A 16,049-nucleotide genomic window follows, 5' to 3' on the forward strand; every position below is an offset into this window, starting at 1 on the left:
GGTCCCCGGCTATGCGGGACCCCGGGGCGTTCGACGCTGATGCCGATCGTCAGTTGATGACGGCCAGCACGTCGCGGGCGGACAGGATCAGGTAATCCTCACCGTTGTACTTGACCTCGGTGCCGCCGTACTTCGAGTAGATGACGACGTCGCCTTCCTTGACGTCCACCGGGACGCGGTTGCCCTTGTCGTCGATCCGGCCCGGGCCTACGGCCAGGACCTTGCCCTCCTGGGGCTTTTCCTTCGCAGTGTCGGGGATGACGAGACCGGAAGCCGTCGTCTCCTCGGCCTCGCTCGTCTGGACAACAATCTTGTCCTCGAGCGGCTTGATGTTCACGCTCACCGGGTTGACCTCCACGGGTCGTCGAAAGCGTCGGCAGGTACGTAACTGATTGCAGTGCTCAATTCAGGACGCGCGGAATCCTCGCTCGCATACGCTCGGTCGGAACCCGCAAGCCCGTCGTCTCACGGTTACGGCTCCTACCACCCCCGCCGTCGCGGGTGCCGGGGCGTGTTTGGTGCCGTGCAATTAGCACTCTAGCGACGTGAGTGCTAGCCGCGCAACCAGGGGCCCCCAAGACCGCACAGAACGTCCCGGCACAGGTGCCGTCCCCGGCCCTGGAAGTGCATTTAGCCCGCTAAAGGCACTACCCCGCCCTGGGGCCGAGCACGGGCGCTCAGGCGGCAAAGTTCACCGGGCGCTCACCTGATCAGGGGACGGTAGCCATGACGGCATCGCAGGCTGTCCGAGATCTGGCTGACTCGACCACCATGGGGAGCTCTTCCGTGACCGAATCAGGTGACACCACACCCAGGACGGCCTCGCGCCGTCACGTACTCGCCGGGAGCGCGGCCGTCGGCGCCGCCGCCGTAGCCACCGGACTGACCGGGCCACTTGCCGCGGCGACCCCCGCCCGGGGCGGGGCGACAGGCGCGGGCAGGCCCATCACCGGAGACCCGTTCACCCTCGGCGTCGCCTCCGGCGAGCCGGACCAGCACAGCGTGGTGCTGTGGACCCGCCTTGCCACCGACCCCCTCGCCGAGGGCGGCTTCGGCGGGATGGGCTCACGACACGTCGAGGTGCACTGGGAACTCGCGCTGGACGAGCGGTTCCGCAACATCGTGCGCCGAGGGCACGAGCGCACCGGGCCCGACCACGGTTTCGCAGTGCACGCCGAGGTCGCAGGGCTGCTGTCGGGCTGGGAGTACTTCTACCGCTTCCGGGTCGGCAGGCACGTCTCCGCGACGGGTCGCACCCGGACCGCCCCGCCGATCGGCGCGTTCGGCGCCGGCCTCGCGATGAGCTTCGCCTCCTGCTCGCAGTTCGAACACGGCTGGTTCACCGCATACCGCCACCTCGCCGCGGACGAGCCCGATCTGGTGCTGCACCTCGGCGACTACATGTACGAGTACAAGCCGCAGGTCTACATCTCCCCCGACGGCAACGTGCGCGACCACGCGGGACCGGAGACCGAGACCCTCGCCAACTACCGGCAGCGCTACGCCCAGTACCGCAGCGACCTCGACCTCCAGGCCGCGCACGCGGTGGCCCCCTGGCTCGTGGTGCCCGACGACCACGAGGTGGACAACAACTGGGCGGGCGACATCTACGAGAAGCCGCACATCCCGCAGCCGGACTTCATCCAGCGCCGGGCGAACGCCTTCCGCGCCTACTACGAGAACATGCCGCTGCGCAGGCGCAGCAAGCCGTCGGGGTCGGAGATCCAGTTGTACCGCAAGGTCTCCTGGGGCTCACTGGCGAACTTTCACATGCTCGACACTCGCCAGCACCGCGATGACCAGGCCTGCGGGGACGGCTGGAAGGTCTGTGAGGATGCCGCCGACCCGGCTCGCAGCCTGACCGGCGACGAGCAGGAGGCCTGGCTGCTGCGCAACTTCCGCGAGTCCAGGGCCCGCTGGGACATCCTCGGCCAGCAGGTGTTCTTCGCCCAGCGGCTCAGCGCCACAGGTGCGCGCAGCATGGACGGCTGGGACGGCTACCAGGGATCACGGGAGCGGGTCACCGAGGGCTGGATCGACGCGGGTGTGCGTAACCCCGTCGTGCTGACCGGCGACGTGCACACGCACTGGGCCAACGAGCTCAAGGAGAACTACGCCGATCCGGACAGCCGCTGCGTCGGTACGGAGCTGGTCACCACCTCCATCTCCTCCGGTGGCAACGGTAAGGACTCCGACCCCTCAACAGATCCCAACCTGCGGCGCAATCCGCACATCAAGTTCTTCAACCAGCAGCGCGGGTACGTACGCACCCGGATCACCCGCAACGAGCTGCGGGCGGACTTCCGCGTGCTCGACCGGGTGACCGAACCGGGAGCCCCGGCTCGGACCCGTGCGTCGTTCGTCGTCGCCGACCGCAATCCAGGTCTCACCGAGGTCGACCCGGCCTGAGCAACGCTCGTTCGGCGGCACGGCTCCAGTCGTGCCGCCGAACGAGGCATATTTCTTACGCGAAGCGTGTGTTCTTTGTTAGGTTCTGACTCTCCTTGTTCCGACCGAGAGGGTCGCCATGTCCCTTCGTTCCCGCACGACGCGTTTCGCTCTCGCCGCGTTCTCGATCACCGCGGTCAGCGCGGGCCTGGTGCTCGCGGTCCCGTCCGGTGCCGGTGCGGCACCCCCCGACCAGCACCGCCAGCATGCGTTCAGCGAAGCCGCGGCGGAGTTCGGCGTACCGGACGAGATCCTGCTCGGCGTCTCCTACCTGCAGTCCAGGTGGGACTACAACGCCGGCACCCCGAGCACAAGCGCCGGCTACGGGCCGATGCACCTGACCGACCTACGTACCGCGGGTGCGGGCAGCCACCACGACGACGGCACGGAGGACCCGCGCGGCGACGACGCCCGCGAAGCGCTTCACCCCGCGGAGCCAGGGCCCGCGGAACCTGCCGACTCGCTGCAGACGATCGATCTCGCCGCCGACCTCACCGGGCTCGACGCCGCCACCCTGCGCGCCGACCCGACCGCGAACATCCACGGCGGCGCCGCCGTGCTCGCGCACTACCAACGTGAACTCGGTGAGCAGCCGAGCACAGGCAACGCGGCCGACTGGTACGGCGCGGTCGCGCGATACAGCGGGGGTTCGGACACCGCCGCTGCCGCCGCTTTCGCCGACGAGGTGTACGGCGTGCTCGCCTCGGGCGAGCAGCGCGTCACCGACGACGGCCAGCAGGTGCGGCTGGCGGCACATCCCGGTTTGGCCCCGGACCGAGGCCAGTTGCGCGAACTCGGCCTCCGGGACGCCAAGAAGTCCGATGTGGAGTGTCCGGTTTCGATCTCCTGCGAGTGGATTCCGGCCCCCTATCAACGGCTTGGCGGCGATGACTACGGCAATCACGACAAGGCGCAGCGCCCGGAGAGCCAGGACATCGACTACATAATCATTCACGACACCGAGGGATACTGGGACACCGTTCTGGACCTCGTGCAGGACCCGACCTACGTGAGCTGGCACTACTCATTGCGCTCCGCCGACGGGCACATCGCGCAGCACATCAAGACCAAGGACGTCGGCTGGCATGCGGGCAACTGGTACGTCAACGCGAAGTCGATCGGTCTGGAACACGAGGGATTCGCCGCGAAGGGCACCTGGTACACCGAGGCGATGTACCGCACCTCGGCGAAACTGGTGCGGTACCTGGCCGACCGTTACGACATTCCCCTGGATCGCGGCCACATCCTCGGGCACGACAACATTCCCGGCATCACCCCGAATCGGGTGGCCGGAATGCACTGGGACCCGGGTCCCTACTGGAACTGGGCGCACTACTTCGAATTGCTGGGCGCCCCGCTGCACGGCAGACCGGCCACTTCGGACACACAGCTCGTGACGATCGCGCCCCGGTTCGACGCCAACCAGCCCGCGTTCTTCGGTTGTGACCGGGAAGCTCCTGCCGAGGTCTGTCCCGCGCGTGGTTCCGGCTCGGTCGTGCTGCACACCGAACCAAGGGCCGATGCGCCGCTGCTTTCCGACATCGGCCTGCGACCCGACGGTTCGCCCGCCACGATGCGGGTCTCCGACATCGGCAGCCGGATGGAGACCGGGCAGCAGTATGCCGTCGCCGAGGTGCGTGGTGAGTGGACCGCGGTCTGGTACCTCGGCCAGAAGGGCTGGTTCCACAACCCCCGTAGCGCTCCTGCCGCCCATGCGACGACTGGCAGGATGGCCGTCGCCGTACCTGGCAACGGCCCCGTGCCGGTATACGGCAGGGCGTATCCGGAGGCAGGGGCTTATCCCGATGGCGTACCGGTACAGGACATCGTGCCGCTGCAGTATTCGTTGCCCGAGGGGCAGCGTTACTCGGTCGGGCAGGTGACCGGCTCGGAGTACTACCGTGCGGTGACGTTCGATCCGGCCCAGCACGTCGTGGTCCGAGGCAAGACCCGCTACGTGCAAATCCAGTTCGGCCACCGCGTCGCCTTCGTCAAGGCCGATGACGTCCTGATCCTGCCCGCTCGCCGGTAGGAGTGTCTGCAAGTACACCCAAGCAAGATCCACATCGTCCATAACTGCTACCAAGCCGGATTGGCTTGGTAGCAGTTATGGACGGAAACGATCTTGCTTGGGTGTACTTGCAGGCGTACCAATGGGAGTCGGGGACGGCTGCTCGCCCGGACCTCTCAGGTCTCGGGAACACCGGAACAACTCTGCGGCCCTTTTCGGGGTGTTGTGCCGCTCGGTCCGCGGCCCCTTGGGCGCAACCGCACCACCGCATGTCAGTGTCCACGGCAGTCCTCCTCGGTGTCGGCCAAGGCCACCGGCATCACCAGTGTCGTGAAGCTGCCCTGATCGGCCGAGCGGACGACCACGGGCTGCGCGTCACCCGCGATCTCCAGCAGCACGTCCGGACCCACACCCGCCTCCACCGCAGGACTGAGAACCTCCGGGTCGAACGCCATGACCGGTGGCTCACCTTGACAGATGGCAGGCAAGGTCACGGAATCCTGTTCCCGCTGCACGACCAGCCGGTCCCCTTCCGCCCGAAGCAGCACGCGTCGCACTCCCTCGGCCATTGCGGCACACAACGCTGCCCGATCGACGATGATCCGGTACGGCATCGCACCGAGACCCGAGATAATGTCGCGGTAAGCGGGAAACTCGCCGTCCACCACCGGCAGCGAGACCGATTCCGAGCCCGCCCGCAGCCACGCCTGTCCCGCGGTCAACTCCAACGCGACGTCTGCCGCACGCGCGGCCCAGGCGCCCAGTCGCGCCAACTCGGGCGCCGGGACCAGCAGCCTCGCCGGATCGCCGCGCAGGGAACCGGGCAGTAGTACCCGCATCGCCAGCCGGTAGCGGTCGGTGGCGACCAGCCGGACCTCGGCGTCGGCAAATTCGATCAGTACGCAGCCGAGTACCGGATAGCCCTCCCGGGCCGCGGCGGACGGCACCACCTGCCGTATCGCACTGGCCAGTTCGGGACCGCCGAGCACGGCCTCCACCTCCGGTACCGGCAGCGACCGAAGCAACTCCTCGACCGCGCCTCGGGCCACATCCACCTGCGCCCGCATCCGGCGCAGGTGCTCGCGCAACAAGGTGCGCGTGTCCTCAGGGGTTCCGTCCAGCACGACCTTCACCTCGGCCAACGGCAGCCCGGCCGCGCGCAGCCTGCGCAGCAGGATCCCCCTGGGCTCCTGGTACTCGCCGTAGTAGCGGTACCCGGTGTCCTGATCGACGCGTGCGGGCGCCAGGATCTCGCAGTCGTCATAGAAGCGCAGAGCGCTGGGAGTAAGCCCAACCCGGCGTGCGAAGGCTCCGATACTCAGTGCGGCGTCAGTCTCGTCCATGGCCCTGATTCTGGGCGTTCGAGTCACTTGAAGGTCAACTCTCGCCGGGCGCCGTCTCGCCCCGACTCAGATCGAGATGGTGCTCACCGGCAGCGACGGATCGGCCGAAAGGTCCAGCGCGGACGGTCGCACTCCCGCGGCGAGTACGTGTGCGCCGAGCGCTGCGATCATCGCTCCGTTGTCGGTGCACAACCTCGGTCGCGGCACCCGCAGTTCGATCCCCGCTTCAGCGCATCGCTGCGCGGCCAGTGTGGACAGTCGCGAGTTGGCGGCGACGCCACCGGAAATGACGAGCGTGCCGATCCCCGCCTCCCTGGCCGCTCGGATGGCCTTGGCTGTCAACACATCGGCGACGGCCTCCTGGAACGACGCCGCGACGTCGTCGACCGGGACCGTCTCACCACGTCGCTCCGCACCCTCGACCCAACGTGCCACCGCGGTCTTGAGCCCGGAGAAGGAGAAGTCGAACGCCGCGTCCCTCGGTCCTGTCATTCCCCGGGGAAACGCGATCGCAGCCGGATCGCCTCGCCGTGCGGCCGCATCGATCGGCGGACCGCCGGGATACGGCAGGTCCAGCACCCTGGCCACCTTGTCGTAGGCCTCACCGGCGGCATCGTCCACAGTAGACCCGATCTCGGTGATCGTCGTAGCGACGTCGTCGACCCGCAGCAACTGGGTGTGTCCACCGGACACCAGCAGCGCCAAGCAGGGAGACGGCAACGGCCCATGCTGCAGGGTGTCCACCGCGATGTGCCCCGCGAGGTGGTTGACGCCGAACAGTGGCACGTCCAGCGCTGCCGCGTAGGCCTTGGCCGCCGCGACACCGACCAGGAGCGCACCCGCAAGCCCAGGTCCCGCGGTGACAGCGATCGCGTCCACATCGGACAGGGTCAGGCCCGCAGTGGCGAAGGCCCGCTCCGCGGTGGGGGTCATGGCCTCCAGGTGGGCGCGGCTGGCGACCTCAGGAACCACGCCGCCGAATCGAGCGTGCTGCTCCACACTGGACGCGACCTCGTCGGCGAGCAACTCGACCGTGCCGTCCTCGTGCAATCGCACAAGGCCGACTCCGGTTTCGTCGCAGGAACTCTCGATTCCCAGCACGATCCGCGACATCAGGCCGTCGCCTCCCCTGGTTCAGCCACGCGCACCGGTGGTCGCTTCATCGTGTAGGCGTCGGCGCCAGACGGCTGGTAGTAGCGCTTGCGCAGGCCGATGCGCTCGAACCCGTGCCGCTCGTACAGGCCGATCGCGCGCTCGTTGTCCGTGCGTACCTCGAGGAAGACCGGCGCGGCGAGTTCGTCAGCCCGTTCCAGCACCGTGCGCAGCAGTGCGGTTCCGACGCCCATGCCCTGGAAAGCGGGGTCGACGCCGATCGTGTGCAGGCTGGTTTCCTGGTCACCACGCGGCCCCAGGATCGCCAGGCCCGCATATCCGGCGAGCACGTCCTCGTCGGTCACGGCCGCGACGTAGTAGGCGCCCGCGTCCAACTCCGAGTGGAAGGCGTGCGCGCTCCAGGGACTGTCACCAGGGAACAGCTGCTTCTCGAGCGCAACACATCGAGGAATATGCTTGCGGCGCAGTGGTTCCAGTTTCACTGGACTGTCACCCGCTTCCGTTGTCCCGGCTCCTGAGCGTCCGGCCTGCGCAGATACAATGGCGTGAGCGGGCCGGGAGCGGTTCCCGCGAGCAGGCCTTCACGCGCGGCACGCACGAGGCCCGCGACCGTGGGTGTGGCCGGTTCGAGCACGGCAGCGCCGAGCACCTCCCGGTAGAGTTCGGCACCCTGCCCAGCGGCCGAGGTCCCGGCCGGGAGCAGATCCGACACCTGGGCGGGACGGTCGACCGCGGGTCCCTCGGTCCTCGTCCCCGAGCCGTCGTATGCGGCCCAGTAGATCTCCTTGCGCCGCGCATCGGTGACGACGACGAACGGTGCTTCCGACCCATTGCTCACGACCTCGGCAGCGATCGCGTCGAGACTGCACACGGGATACACCGGCAAGTTCAGGCTGTGGCCCAGCGCACCCGCGGTCGCCATCCCGGCACGCAGACCGGTGTAGGGCCCCGGCCCGATGCCGCAGGCGATGGCATCGAGGTCGCGCAGTCCGATCCCGGCCTCCGTGACGGCCTCGAGCACGTGTGGGGTGAGCAGTTCACCGTGCGCCCGCGCGTCGTGGGTGACCCGCGTACCCAGCACCGTGACCCTGGAAGGCTCCAGCGCGACCACTCCTGCTGTGACGGCGGGGGTCGCGGTGTCGATGGCGAGAACAAGCACGTGACGAGCGTACGACCACCGTTTTCCCCGGCCGCACGCGACCGGTCAGGATCGGTCAGGCAGCTCGGGGCCGGCCGGTGACGACTCCGGTTCCTCGTCCGGATTCCAGCTGAGCAGCCGGACCTTCGCCACGGTCTGCACGTGTCTGCGCATCGCGGCCGCCGCTGCCTTCGCGTCGCCGAGGCTGATCGCATCGAAGATCCGCTGATGCTGCGCGAGGGATCGTTTCGGCCTGCCGGGCTGGCGCAGGGACTCCGTGCGGCTCTCGGTGATCTGCTCGGCGATCGTCCGCATGAACTCCGCGAGCAGCGAGCTGTGCGCGGCGGCCGTCACCGCGGCGTGGAACCGCCGATCGCCCTCGACACCGGACTCCCCCGCGTCGACCTCGTCGCGCATATGGGCCAGCGCGGCCTCCATGTCGTCGAGGTCGCCCTTCGTCCGCCGCTGCGCGGCCAGTTCGGCGAGCTTCGTCTCCATGGCCTCGCGGGCTTCCAGCACGTCGGGCAGCCGCCTGCGCCGCTCGACGAGCTGTTCCACCGGCTCGGGGTCGAGCGTGTCGCGCACCAGGTAGGTGCCACCGCCGTGTCGTACCTCGACGAAGCCCTGCACCTCGAGAACCACGATCGCCTGCTTTACCGAGGCCCGGCTGACGCCCAGCCGCTGAGCCAGTTCCCGCTCCGGCGGAAGCCGGTCGCCCACACCGAGCCTGCCGTCGGAAACGTAGTCCCGAAGCCGCTCCAGTACCTGCTCGTACAGGCGAGGGCGAGCCATCGGCCGCAGGGCGTCGGACACGGTTCCCCCTCGTTGATCGCCCGAATCGTCCTCGCAGGATAACAGCCGGTGAGCAGCTCGAAGCGGCGCAGTGGCTCAGCCAATTTGCCACTTGGCTCTTGACACTGTGAACCACAGCACCGCAAAGTGGTTCAGCCACTAGGCCAGTGTCATCCGTACCACTGGCCCCTACCGCCCGATCCGACCGCTGCCGGTGCGGCACCCAACGACGGGAGCCCGATGTCCGCCGAACTGATCTCCATCCTTGTTCTCGTGGTCGTGTTCGTCATCGCGACCACCAAGTCGATCAACATGGGCGCGCTGGCCTTCGCGGCCGCGTTCGCCGTCGGCACCCTTGCGGGTGAAATGGACGCCGACGCGATCTTCGCCGGCTTCCCGGCCGACCTGTTCGTGGTGCTGGTCGGGGTGACGTTCCTGTTCGCCATCGCGAGATCCAACGGGACAACGGACTGGCTGGTACACGCGGCGATCCGTCTCGTCGGAGGGCGGCTGGCGCTGATCCCCTGGGTCATGTTCGGCATCAGCGCCACACTCACCGCGATCGGGGCGGTGAGCCCCGCAGCCGTGGCGATCGTCGCCCCCATCGCGCTCGGGTTCGCCGCCCGTTACGGCATCCACCCGCTGCTCATGGGCGCGATGGTCGTGCACGGTGCGCAGGCGGGCGGCTTCTCCCCGATCAGCATCTACGGCTCGATCGTCAACGGCATCGTCGAGCGTGAGGGGCTGCCCGGCAGCGAACTCGTCCTGTTCGGCGCGAGCTTCGCGGTGAACCTGGTGATCGCCGCGGTGGTGTTCGTGGTCTTCGGCGGCCTGCGGCTCAGCCGCGAGAACGCCCTCACGGACGGATCGACGCCGGACGTGATCGGCGCGGGTGGCCCCGGAGCAGCCACCGCGACCTCGGTGCTACCCCAAACTCCTCGCCTGAACCCGGCGCGGATCGCGACCCTGCTCAGTCTTGCCGTCCTGGTCGTCGCGACCCTGGTGTTCGACCTCGATGTCGGGCTCACCGCGATTTCGCTGGCCGTGCTGCTCAGCGTGTTCTGGTCCGAGAGCAGCCGCAAGGCGGTCACCGAGATCACCTGGCCCACGGTGCTGCTGATCTGCGGAGTGCTCACGTACGTGGGGGTCCTGCAGGAACTGGGCACCATCGACTATGCGGGCAACGCGGTCGGCAACGTGGCCATCCCACTGCTGGCGGCCGTGTTGCTCTGCTACATCGGCGCGATCGTGTCCGCGTTCGCCTCCTCGGTCGGCATCATGGGCGCGCTGATTCCACTGGCCGTGCCGTTCCTCGAGCAGGGCACCATCGGGCCGATCGGCATGATCGTCGGTCTTGCGGTCGCCTCCACCGTCGTGGACGTGAGCCCGTTCAGCACCAACGGCGCACTGGTGCTCGCCAACGCGACCGAGGTGGATCGCGATCGGTTCTTCCGGCAGCTGATGGTTTACGGCGGCATCATTGTCGCGGCGATGCCCGCCGTGGTGTGGCTGATCATGATCGTGCCGGGTTTCGGCTGAGAACGACGAGGAGAAGGAGTTCGGGTGAGCGAGTTGTTCCCGGCACTACAGGAAAAGTCGGCGCAGGCCAGGCAGGCCCTGCGGTTCGGCGACCGCGCACTGACCTACGCCGAACTGGGCGACGTGGCCGGAACGCTGGCGCGCGAGTTGCGGACACTGCGAGGGCAGGGCGGGTCGCCGGTGCGGGTCGCGGTCTGGGCCACGGCCACGATCGAGACGAGCGTCGCGGTGGTGGCCGCCCTGCTGGCCGGGGTGCCGGCCGTACCGATCAACCCGAAGATCGGCGAGCGCGAACTCGCCCACATCATCGCCGACAGCAGCCCTGCTCTCGTGCTCGCCGAACCCGGCACTGAGCTGCCAGCCGGCCTGCGTGATCTACCGCGCAAGGACGTGAACCTCACCGGCGAGTCCGGTGTGCTGCCGGAAGAGCCCGGCCCCGAGTCGCCGGCGCTGATCGTCTACACCTCCGGTACCACCGGCCCACCGAAGGGCGTGGTGCTGCCCCGAAGGGCGATCGCCGAGACCCTCGACGCACTGGAGGACGCGTGGCAGTGGAGCGCCGAGGACGTGCTCGTGCACGCCCTGCCGCTGTTCCACGTGCACGGGCTGATCCTCGGCGTGCTCGGTCCGTTGCGCCGGGGTGGGCAGGTGCGCCACCTCGGCCGCTTCGCCACCGCGCCGCTTACCGAGGAGTTGGCGAACGGCGCCACGATGATGTTCGGCGTGCCGACGATGTACCACCGCATCGCCGCCGAGGTGCAGGACGATTCGGCACTGCGTAACGCGCTCGCGGGCGCACGACTGCTGGTATCCGGTTCGGCCGCCCTGCCCGTGCACGACCACGAGCGGATCACAGCCGCCACCGGACAGCAGGTGGTGGAGCGGTACGGCATGACCGAGACGCTGATGAACACCAGCGTGCGCGCGGACGGGGAACGCAGGCCGGGGACGGTCGGCGTGCCGCTGCGCGGTGTCGAGGTGCGCCTCGTGGAGGAGAACGGGACGCCGATCGAGGACAGCGACGGGGAGACCGTCGGCGAGATCCAGGTGCGCGGGGCCAATCTGTTCACCGAGTACCTCAATCGCCCGGATGCCACCGCGGAGGCGTTCGTGGACGGCTGGTTCCGGACCGGCGACATGGCCATCAGGGATACCGACGGCTACGTGCGCATCGTCGGGCGCAAGGCAACCGACCTGATCAAGAGCGGTGGCTACAAGATCGGCGCAGGCGAGATCGAGAACGCGCTGCTGGAGCATCCCGGCGTGGCCGAGGCGGCGGTGACCGGCGAACCGGATCCCGACCTGGGTGAGCGGATCGTCGCCTGGATCGTTTCGTCCGCACCACGGCCGGACGAGCAGGAACTGGCCGACCATGTGTCCCGGCTACTGGCGCCGCACAAGCGACCGAGGGTCGTGCACTATGTGGACGCCTTGCCGCGCAACGACATGGGCAAGGTGCTGAAGCGAGCCCTGCATGCCTGACCGAAAGCCCGCGCGGAAGCTGATCGGGGAACTCGCGGACAGCTTCACCGAACTCCCGTTCCTGGACCGGACCTCCACCGAGGCCGACGGCCCGATCGGCTGGGCCGGCTACGACGAGGCCCGCCTGCGCGCGGCAGAACGCACGGGCGAGGACGAGTCCGTCGTGTGCGGAACCGGCGACGTCGGCGGTGTCACGGCGTTGCTGGTGGTGTTCGAGTTCGGGTTCCTCGGCGGTTCGCTCGGCAGGCGGACCGGTGCTCGCATCGACGCGGCGTTCGATCACGCGGTGCGGCAGGGGCTGCCGGTGGTCACGGCGGTGGCGACCGGCGGCAGCCGGATGCAGGAAGGGATGGCCGCGCTCGCCCAGTTGCAGCGGATCGCCGCGGCCGCCGCGCGGGTTCGGACGGCGGGACTGCCGCAGGTGGCCGTGTTGCGGGATCCGACGACGGGGGGCGGCTGGGCCACGCTCGGCGCCGGTGCCGATGTCACGCTGGCGGTACCGGGAGCACAGGTCGGATTCGCGGGTTCGCGGGTCCGCCCGGCCGGCGACGACGACGCTGTGGCCGCCTACACCGCCGAGGGCCAGTTCGCCGGCGGGCACGTCGACCGGCTCGTCTCCCCGGAGAACCTGCCGGGAACCCTGGCGAGTTGGCTGCGTCTGCTGACCGCGCGCCGGGGCGGGGCCCCTGACCTGCCCCGGGCACTCGGGGTCAGGACTGAGCCCGAGTCCGGATGGGCCGCGGTGCGGGCGGCGAGGGCGGAGCAGCGCCCGCGTGCCGGGGCCTATCTCGACGACTACTTCGATCACAGGGAGGACATCAGCGGTGACCGCTGCGGCGGCGGGGTGGATCAGACGGTGGCGTGCGGATTCGGCAGCCGTGCAGGTCAGGTGATCGCTTACGCGGCGCAGTGTGGCACCGCGACCACCGCGCCCGGATTTCGCACGGCGGCGCGGCTGATCCGGCTCGCCGACCGCCTCGGCATCCCGGTGCTCACCCTGGTGGACACGCCCGGTGCGGCGAACGACGCTGCCGCGGAGCGTGCCGGGGTCGGCGGGGCGATCGCGGAGGTGTTCGCGGCGGTGGCGTCAGCGCGGGTCCCGGTGTCAACGCTGGTGATCGGTGAGGGCGGCTCGGGGGGCGCGCTGGCCTTCGCCGCGGCAGGACGTACGTGGATGACGCCGGACAGCTACTTCTCGGTGACCTCTCCGGAGGCGGCGGCCTCCATCCTGAAGCGGGACCCCGGCGAGGTTCCCGCCACCGCCGACCAGCTCCGCCTGCGCCCCACGGACGTAGTAGCCCTGGGCGTAGCCGAAGGCATCGTCCCCCACGCCGTGACCTGCACTTAGCGGGCTAAGTGTCGTCCCCCGCCGAGCCGCACCCTCCGGCGCGGCTCCAGGCCCCTGTAGTGCACTTAGCGGGCTAAGTGCAGTTCTGGGACCCGCTCGGACCAGGTGCCGTGCGGTTCGAGGGTGAGGGTGCGGGTCTCGTCGTCGCTGTCGGGGCGGCGGTCGAGGCGGACGACCAGGTAGTCCGCCGACAACCGCTCCGCGGAGCCCTCGCCCCACTCCACCACGACGGCGGACCGCTCGAGGTCGGCATCGAGATCGAGATCGTCGAGTTCCGTGAGGTCCCCGCCGAGACGGTAGGCGTCCACGTGCACCAGCGGTACGCCTGCGCCGTCCTCCCCCATCCCGGCCGGATGCACCCGCGCCAGGACGAACGTCGGCGAGCTGACCCTGCCCCGAACGCCGAGGCCCTCGGCGATACCTCGCGTCAGTGTCGTCTTACCCGCACCGAGCGGACCGGCCAGCAGCACGAGGTCACCAGGGCGCAGACGGGCACCGAGTGCGCGACCGAACGCCATCGTGTCCTCGGCGGTCGCCAGTTCCATGTTCACCATCGCCACCACCTGCCTCGTTCCCGCGATCCGATCCCGCTGCCTCCGTCGCTCCCGTCAGCCCCGGACGCCCGCTGCAGCAGGTCGATGAGGTGGCTGTTCACCAACTCGGGTTGTTCCAGCTGCACCATGTGCCCGGCGCCGCGCACCCGGACCAGTTCGGCATCGGGCAGTTCGGCCGCCATCCGCTCGGCGTGCGAGAACGGAGTGAGCCGGTCGTCGGCCGCCCCGATCACCAGCACGTGCGTGTTCTTCAACCCGGCGAGCGCGGCGTAGCGGTTGTGGCTGCCCAGGGTGTCCACGAAGTTCACCAGCCCGCGCACCGGGGTGACCGCGAGCATCTCCAGCATGAAGTCGACGAGTCTGGGACTGACATCCCGCCCGCCGAACGCGAGGCTGCGGATCGCCTGACGGGTCAGCTGCCCTCCCGCGGCCCGCACGAACTCGACCAGTCCCGGCTGCCACCCCGCGAGCTCGCCGACTCCTCGGGTGAGGGGGTTGTACTTCGACAGCAGCGACCGGGGCAGTCCCCGTGCACCGACCTCACCCGCCGCAGTCGCGATCAATGCGACCCCTTGCACCCGGTCGGCGAACAACTCGGGGGCCTGCTGGGCCAGCTCCATGATCACCATGCCGCCCATCGAGTGTCCGATGAGGACGATCGGCCCCTCGGGCGCGACGGCACGCACCACCGCGTCGAGATCCCGCGCCAACTGCTCGATCGTGCTGCTCTCCTGCGACGCCGGAGCGGAGAGGCCATGCCCGCGATGGTCGTAGTAGACCTGACGAACGCCGGGCAGCCGTAGCGAGGCGAGGTCGCGCCGCTGGAAGTGCCAGCTGAGTTGCGACAGCGCGAAACCATGCACGCCGATGACGGTGAGCTCGGGATCCACCCCGTCCTCGGGATCGATTTCCGACACCGACAGCGGGGTTCCGTCGTCGGCGGCCACGGTCGAGGTGCGGTCCGGCTGCAACTTGCCGAGTGGTTCGTCCACGAACGGGTCCACCCGATTCCTGCGCTGCTGAGTCGTGACCGCCAGTGCGGCAGCGACAGTCCCGGTGAGTACCGCCCCGACTCCGCCCGCGATTCCGAGAATCCGGCGCGATGGAGTCATCGCATCGCACCTCCGAGATACCGCCGGTGCACTCGCGGGCGGTACATGCCGGTGACGATCTCGTAGTCGATGGTGCCGATCGTGTCCGCCCACTCCCGCGCCGTCGGACCACCGTCCGCGCCGGCACCGAACAGCTCCACGTCGGCTCCGACCGCCGGCTCGTCGTCGCCGCAGTCCACCACGATCTGATCCATACACACCCGGCCCACCACAGGACGACGCCTGCCATCGAGCCAGACACTCATTCGCCCGGACAAAGTGCGTGGAACACCGTCGGCATATCCGACGGGAACCAATGCCAGTGTGGTGTCGCGGTTCGCGGTCCACGTATGTCCATAGGAGACGGACTCACCCGCCGTGATGCGCTTGGTGAGGACCACTGTGGACCGGAAGGTCATCGCGGGGCGAAGGTCGTCGGCGGTGGGCACCGGATTGAGCCCGTATGCGGCGATCCCTGGACGCACCAGGTCGAAATGCAGATCAGGGCGGGTCAGGGTGGCTGCCGAGTTCGCGAGATGCCGCAAGGGATGCAGCCCGGCTTCGCGTGCCTGCGTGTACGCGGTGTCGAATCGCGCGGCCTGCATGTCGATCGACGGATGTCCCGGCTCGTCCGCGCAGGCGAGATGCGACCAGATGGCCACCACGTCGACATCCGGCTCCGCCGCTGCCGCCTTGACCAGCTGCGGCCAGCTCTCCGGCGGACACCCGTTGCGATTGAGCCCGGTGTCGATCTTGAGGTGCACCCGGGCCCTGCTCCCGGCCCTTCCCGCGGCGGCGGCGATCCGGCTCAACTCACCCATCGAACTGGCAGCGAGGTCCACCCCCTGCTCGATGCCGGGTGCGAAGTCGACATCATCGCCGTCCAGCCAGCTCAGCAGGCGCACCTCGATGCCTGCCGCCCGCAGATCCAGCGCCTCGCCGAGCGAACAGGTTCCCAACCAGGTCGCGCCCCCGTCGACGGCGGCGCGCGCCACCGCAACCGCACCATGGCCGTAACCGTCCGCCTTGACGACGGCCATGGTCGCCGCACCGGACGCGGCCGCCCTTCCGGCGAGCAGCGCGATGTTGTGGCGGATGGCGTCCAGATCGATGACGACCTCGGCGCGACGGTGCAGGTCAGCGTTCATAACATTGCCGAGTTTCCCACAGGCGGCGCACCTGGCCCTGCC

At 69.1% G+C, this 16,049-nt stretch carries 14 protein-coding genes; 5 read left to right on the top strand and 9 right to left on the bottom strand.

Translation table 11 applies throughout. The features are described 5' to 3' along the window. Positions 1–49: 49 nt before the first annotated feature. Complete coding sequence (gene groES, locus D0C15_RS05605) at positions 50–343, bottom strand: co-chaperone GroES (protein ID WP_026360373.1); 294 nt, start codon at positions 341–343, stop codon at positions 50–52. Positions 344–771: 428 nt separating this feature from the next. On the opposite strand from groES, the gene D0C15_RS05610 reads away from it, so the two are divergent. After that, complete coding sequence (locus D0C15_RS05610; protein ID WP_116041484.1) at positions 772–2,409, top strand: alkaline phosphatase D family protein; 1,638 nt, start codon at positions 772–774, stop codon at positions 2,407–2,409. Between the two features lie 118 nt (positions 2,410–2,527). Next, positions 2,528–4,480: an N-acetylmuramoyl-L-alanine amidase gene (locus D0C15_RS05615; RefSeq protein ID WP_116041363.1), complete on the top strand. Its 1,953-nt coding sequence runs from the start codon at positions 2,528–2,530 to the stop codon at positions 4,478–4,480. Positions 4,481–4,731: 251 nt separating this feature from the next. Here the strand turns inward: D0C15_RS05615 and D0C15_RS05620 are convergent, their stop codons facing one another. The 5 genes from D0C15_RS05620 to D0C15_RS05640 all read right to left on the bottom strand — a co-directional run bounded on the left by D0C15_RS05620 (position 4,732) and on the right by D0C15_RS05640 (position 8,866). Beyond that, positions 4,732–5,802: a DNA polymerase III subunit beta family protein gene (locus D0C15_RS05620; RefSeq protein ID WP_116041365.1), complete on the bottom strand. Its 1,071-nt coding sequence runs from the start codon at positions 5,800–5,802 to the stop codon at positions 4,732–4,734. Between the two features lie 66 nt (positions 5,803–5,868). Further along, positions 5,869–6,915, bottom strand: a complete 1,047-nt coding sequence (tsaD, locus tag D0C15_RS05625; RefSeq protein ID WP_116041367.1) for a tRNA (adenosine(37)-N6)-threonylcarbamoyltransferase complex transferase subunit TsaD — start codon at positions 6,913–6,915, stop codon at positions 5,869–5,871. Then, complete coding sequence (gene rimI / locus D0C15_RS05630; protein WP_116041369.1) at positions 6,915–7,397, bottom strand: ribosomal protein S18-alanine N-acetyltransferase; 483 nt, start codon at positions 7,395–7,397, stop codon at positions 6,915–6,917. The genes tsaD and rimI overlap by 1 nt, the downstream gene beginning before the upstream one ends. Then, positions 7,394–8,074: a tRNA (adenosine(37)-N6)-threonylcarbamoyltransferase complex dimerization subunit type 1 TsaB gene (tsaB, locus tag D0C15_RS05635; protein WP_116041370.1), complete on the bottom strand. Its 681-nt coding sequence runs from the start codon at positions 8,072–8,074 to the stop codon at positions 7,394–7,396. The genes rimI and tsaB overlap by 4 nt, the downstream gene beginning before the upstream one ends. A 45-nt stretch (positions 8,075–8,119) precedes the next feature. Beyond that, positions 8,120–8,866 carry a FadR/GntR family transcriptional regulator gene (locus D0C15_RS05640; RefSeq protein ID WP_116041372.1) on the bottom strand — a complete coding sequence of 249 codons (747 nt, stop codon included), beginning with the start codon at positions 8,864–8,866 and terminating at the stop codon, positions 8,120–8,122. A 219-nt stretch (positions 8,867–9,085) separates the two neighbouring features. Here D0C15_RS05640 and D0C15_RS05645 point away from each other — a divergent pair, with 219 nt between their 5' ends. From D0C15_RS05645 to D0C15_RS05655, 3 genes are read left to right on the top strand one after another with little or no spacing between them, the layout of a single operon-like run. Continuing rightward, positions 9,086–10,384: an SLC13 family permease gene (locus D0C15_RS05645; protein WP_116041374.1), complete on the top strand. Its 1,299-nt coding sequence runs from the start codon at positions 9,086–9,088 to the stop codon at positions 10,382–10,384. Between the two features lie 24 nt (positions 10,385–10,408). Continuing rightward, on the top strand, positions 10,409–11,866 hold the full coding sequence (locus D0C15_RS05650; protein WP_211323095.1) for an acyl-CoA synthetase: 1,458 nt from the start codon (positions 10,409–10,411) through the stop codon (positions 11,864–11,866). Further along, positions 11,859–13,214, top strand: a complete 1,356-nt coding sequence (locus tag D0C15_RS05655) for a carboxyl transferase domain-containing protein (protein WP_116041376.1) — start codon at positions 11,859–11,861, stop codon at positions 13,212–13,214. Before D0C15_RS05650 ends, D0C15_RS05655 begins: the two co-directional genes overlap by 8 nt. Positions 13,215–13,279: 65 nt before the next feature. On the opposite strand, the gene tsaE is transcribed toward D0C15_RS05655, so the two are convergent. Genes tsaE through alr form a run of 3 tightly spaced genes read right to left on the bottom strand, consistent with a single transcriptional unit; the run spans position 13,280 to position 16,007 of the window. Then, the gene (tsaE, locus tag D0C15_RS05660; protein ID WP_162829907.1) at positions 13,280–13,768 is read right to left on the bottom strand and encodes a tRNA (adenosine(37)-N6)-threonylcarbamoyltransferase complex ATPase subunit type 1 TsaE; all 489 of its coding nucleotides are present in this window, start codon (positions 13,766–13,768) and stop codon (positions 13,280–13,282) included. After that, a complete protein-coding gene (locus D0C15_RS05665; RefSeq protein WP_162829908.1) occupies positions 13,762–14,880 on the bottom strand; it encodes an alpha/beta fold hydrolase in 1,119 nt (372 codons plus the stop codon). The genes tsaE and D0C15_RS05665 overlap by 7 nt, the downstream gene beginning before the upstream one ends. After that, on the bottom strand, positions 14,877–16,007 hold the full coding sequence (gene alr / locus D0C15_RS05670) for an alanine racemase (RefSeq protein ID WP_116041379.1): 1,131 nt from the start codon (positions 16,005–16,007) through the stop codon (positions 14,877–14,879). The genes D0C15_RS05665 and alr overlap by 4 nt, the downstream gene beginning before the upstream one ends. Positions 16,008–16,049 lie beyond the last annotated feature (42 nt).

The sequence above is a fragment of the Amycolatopsis palatopharyngis genome, from assembly GCF_003385185.1.
GTDB classification, from domain to species: Bacteria; Actinomycetota; Actinomycetes; order Mycobacteriales; family Pseudonocardiaceae; genus Amycolatopsis; species Amycolatopsis palatopharyngis.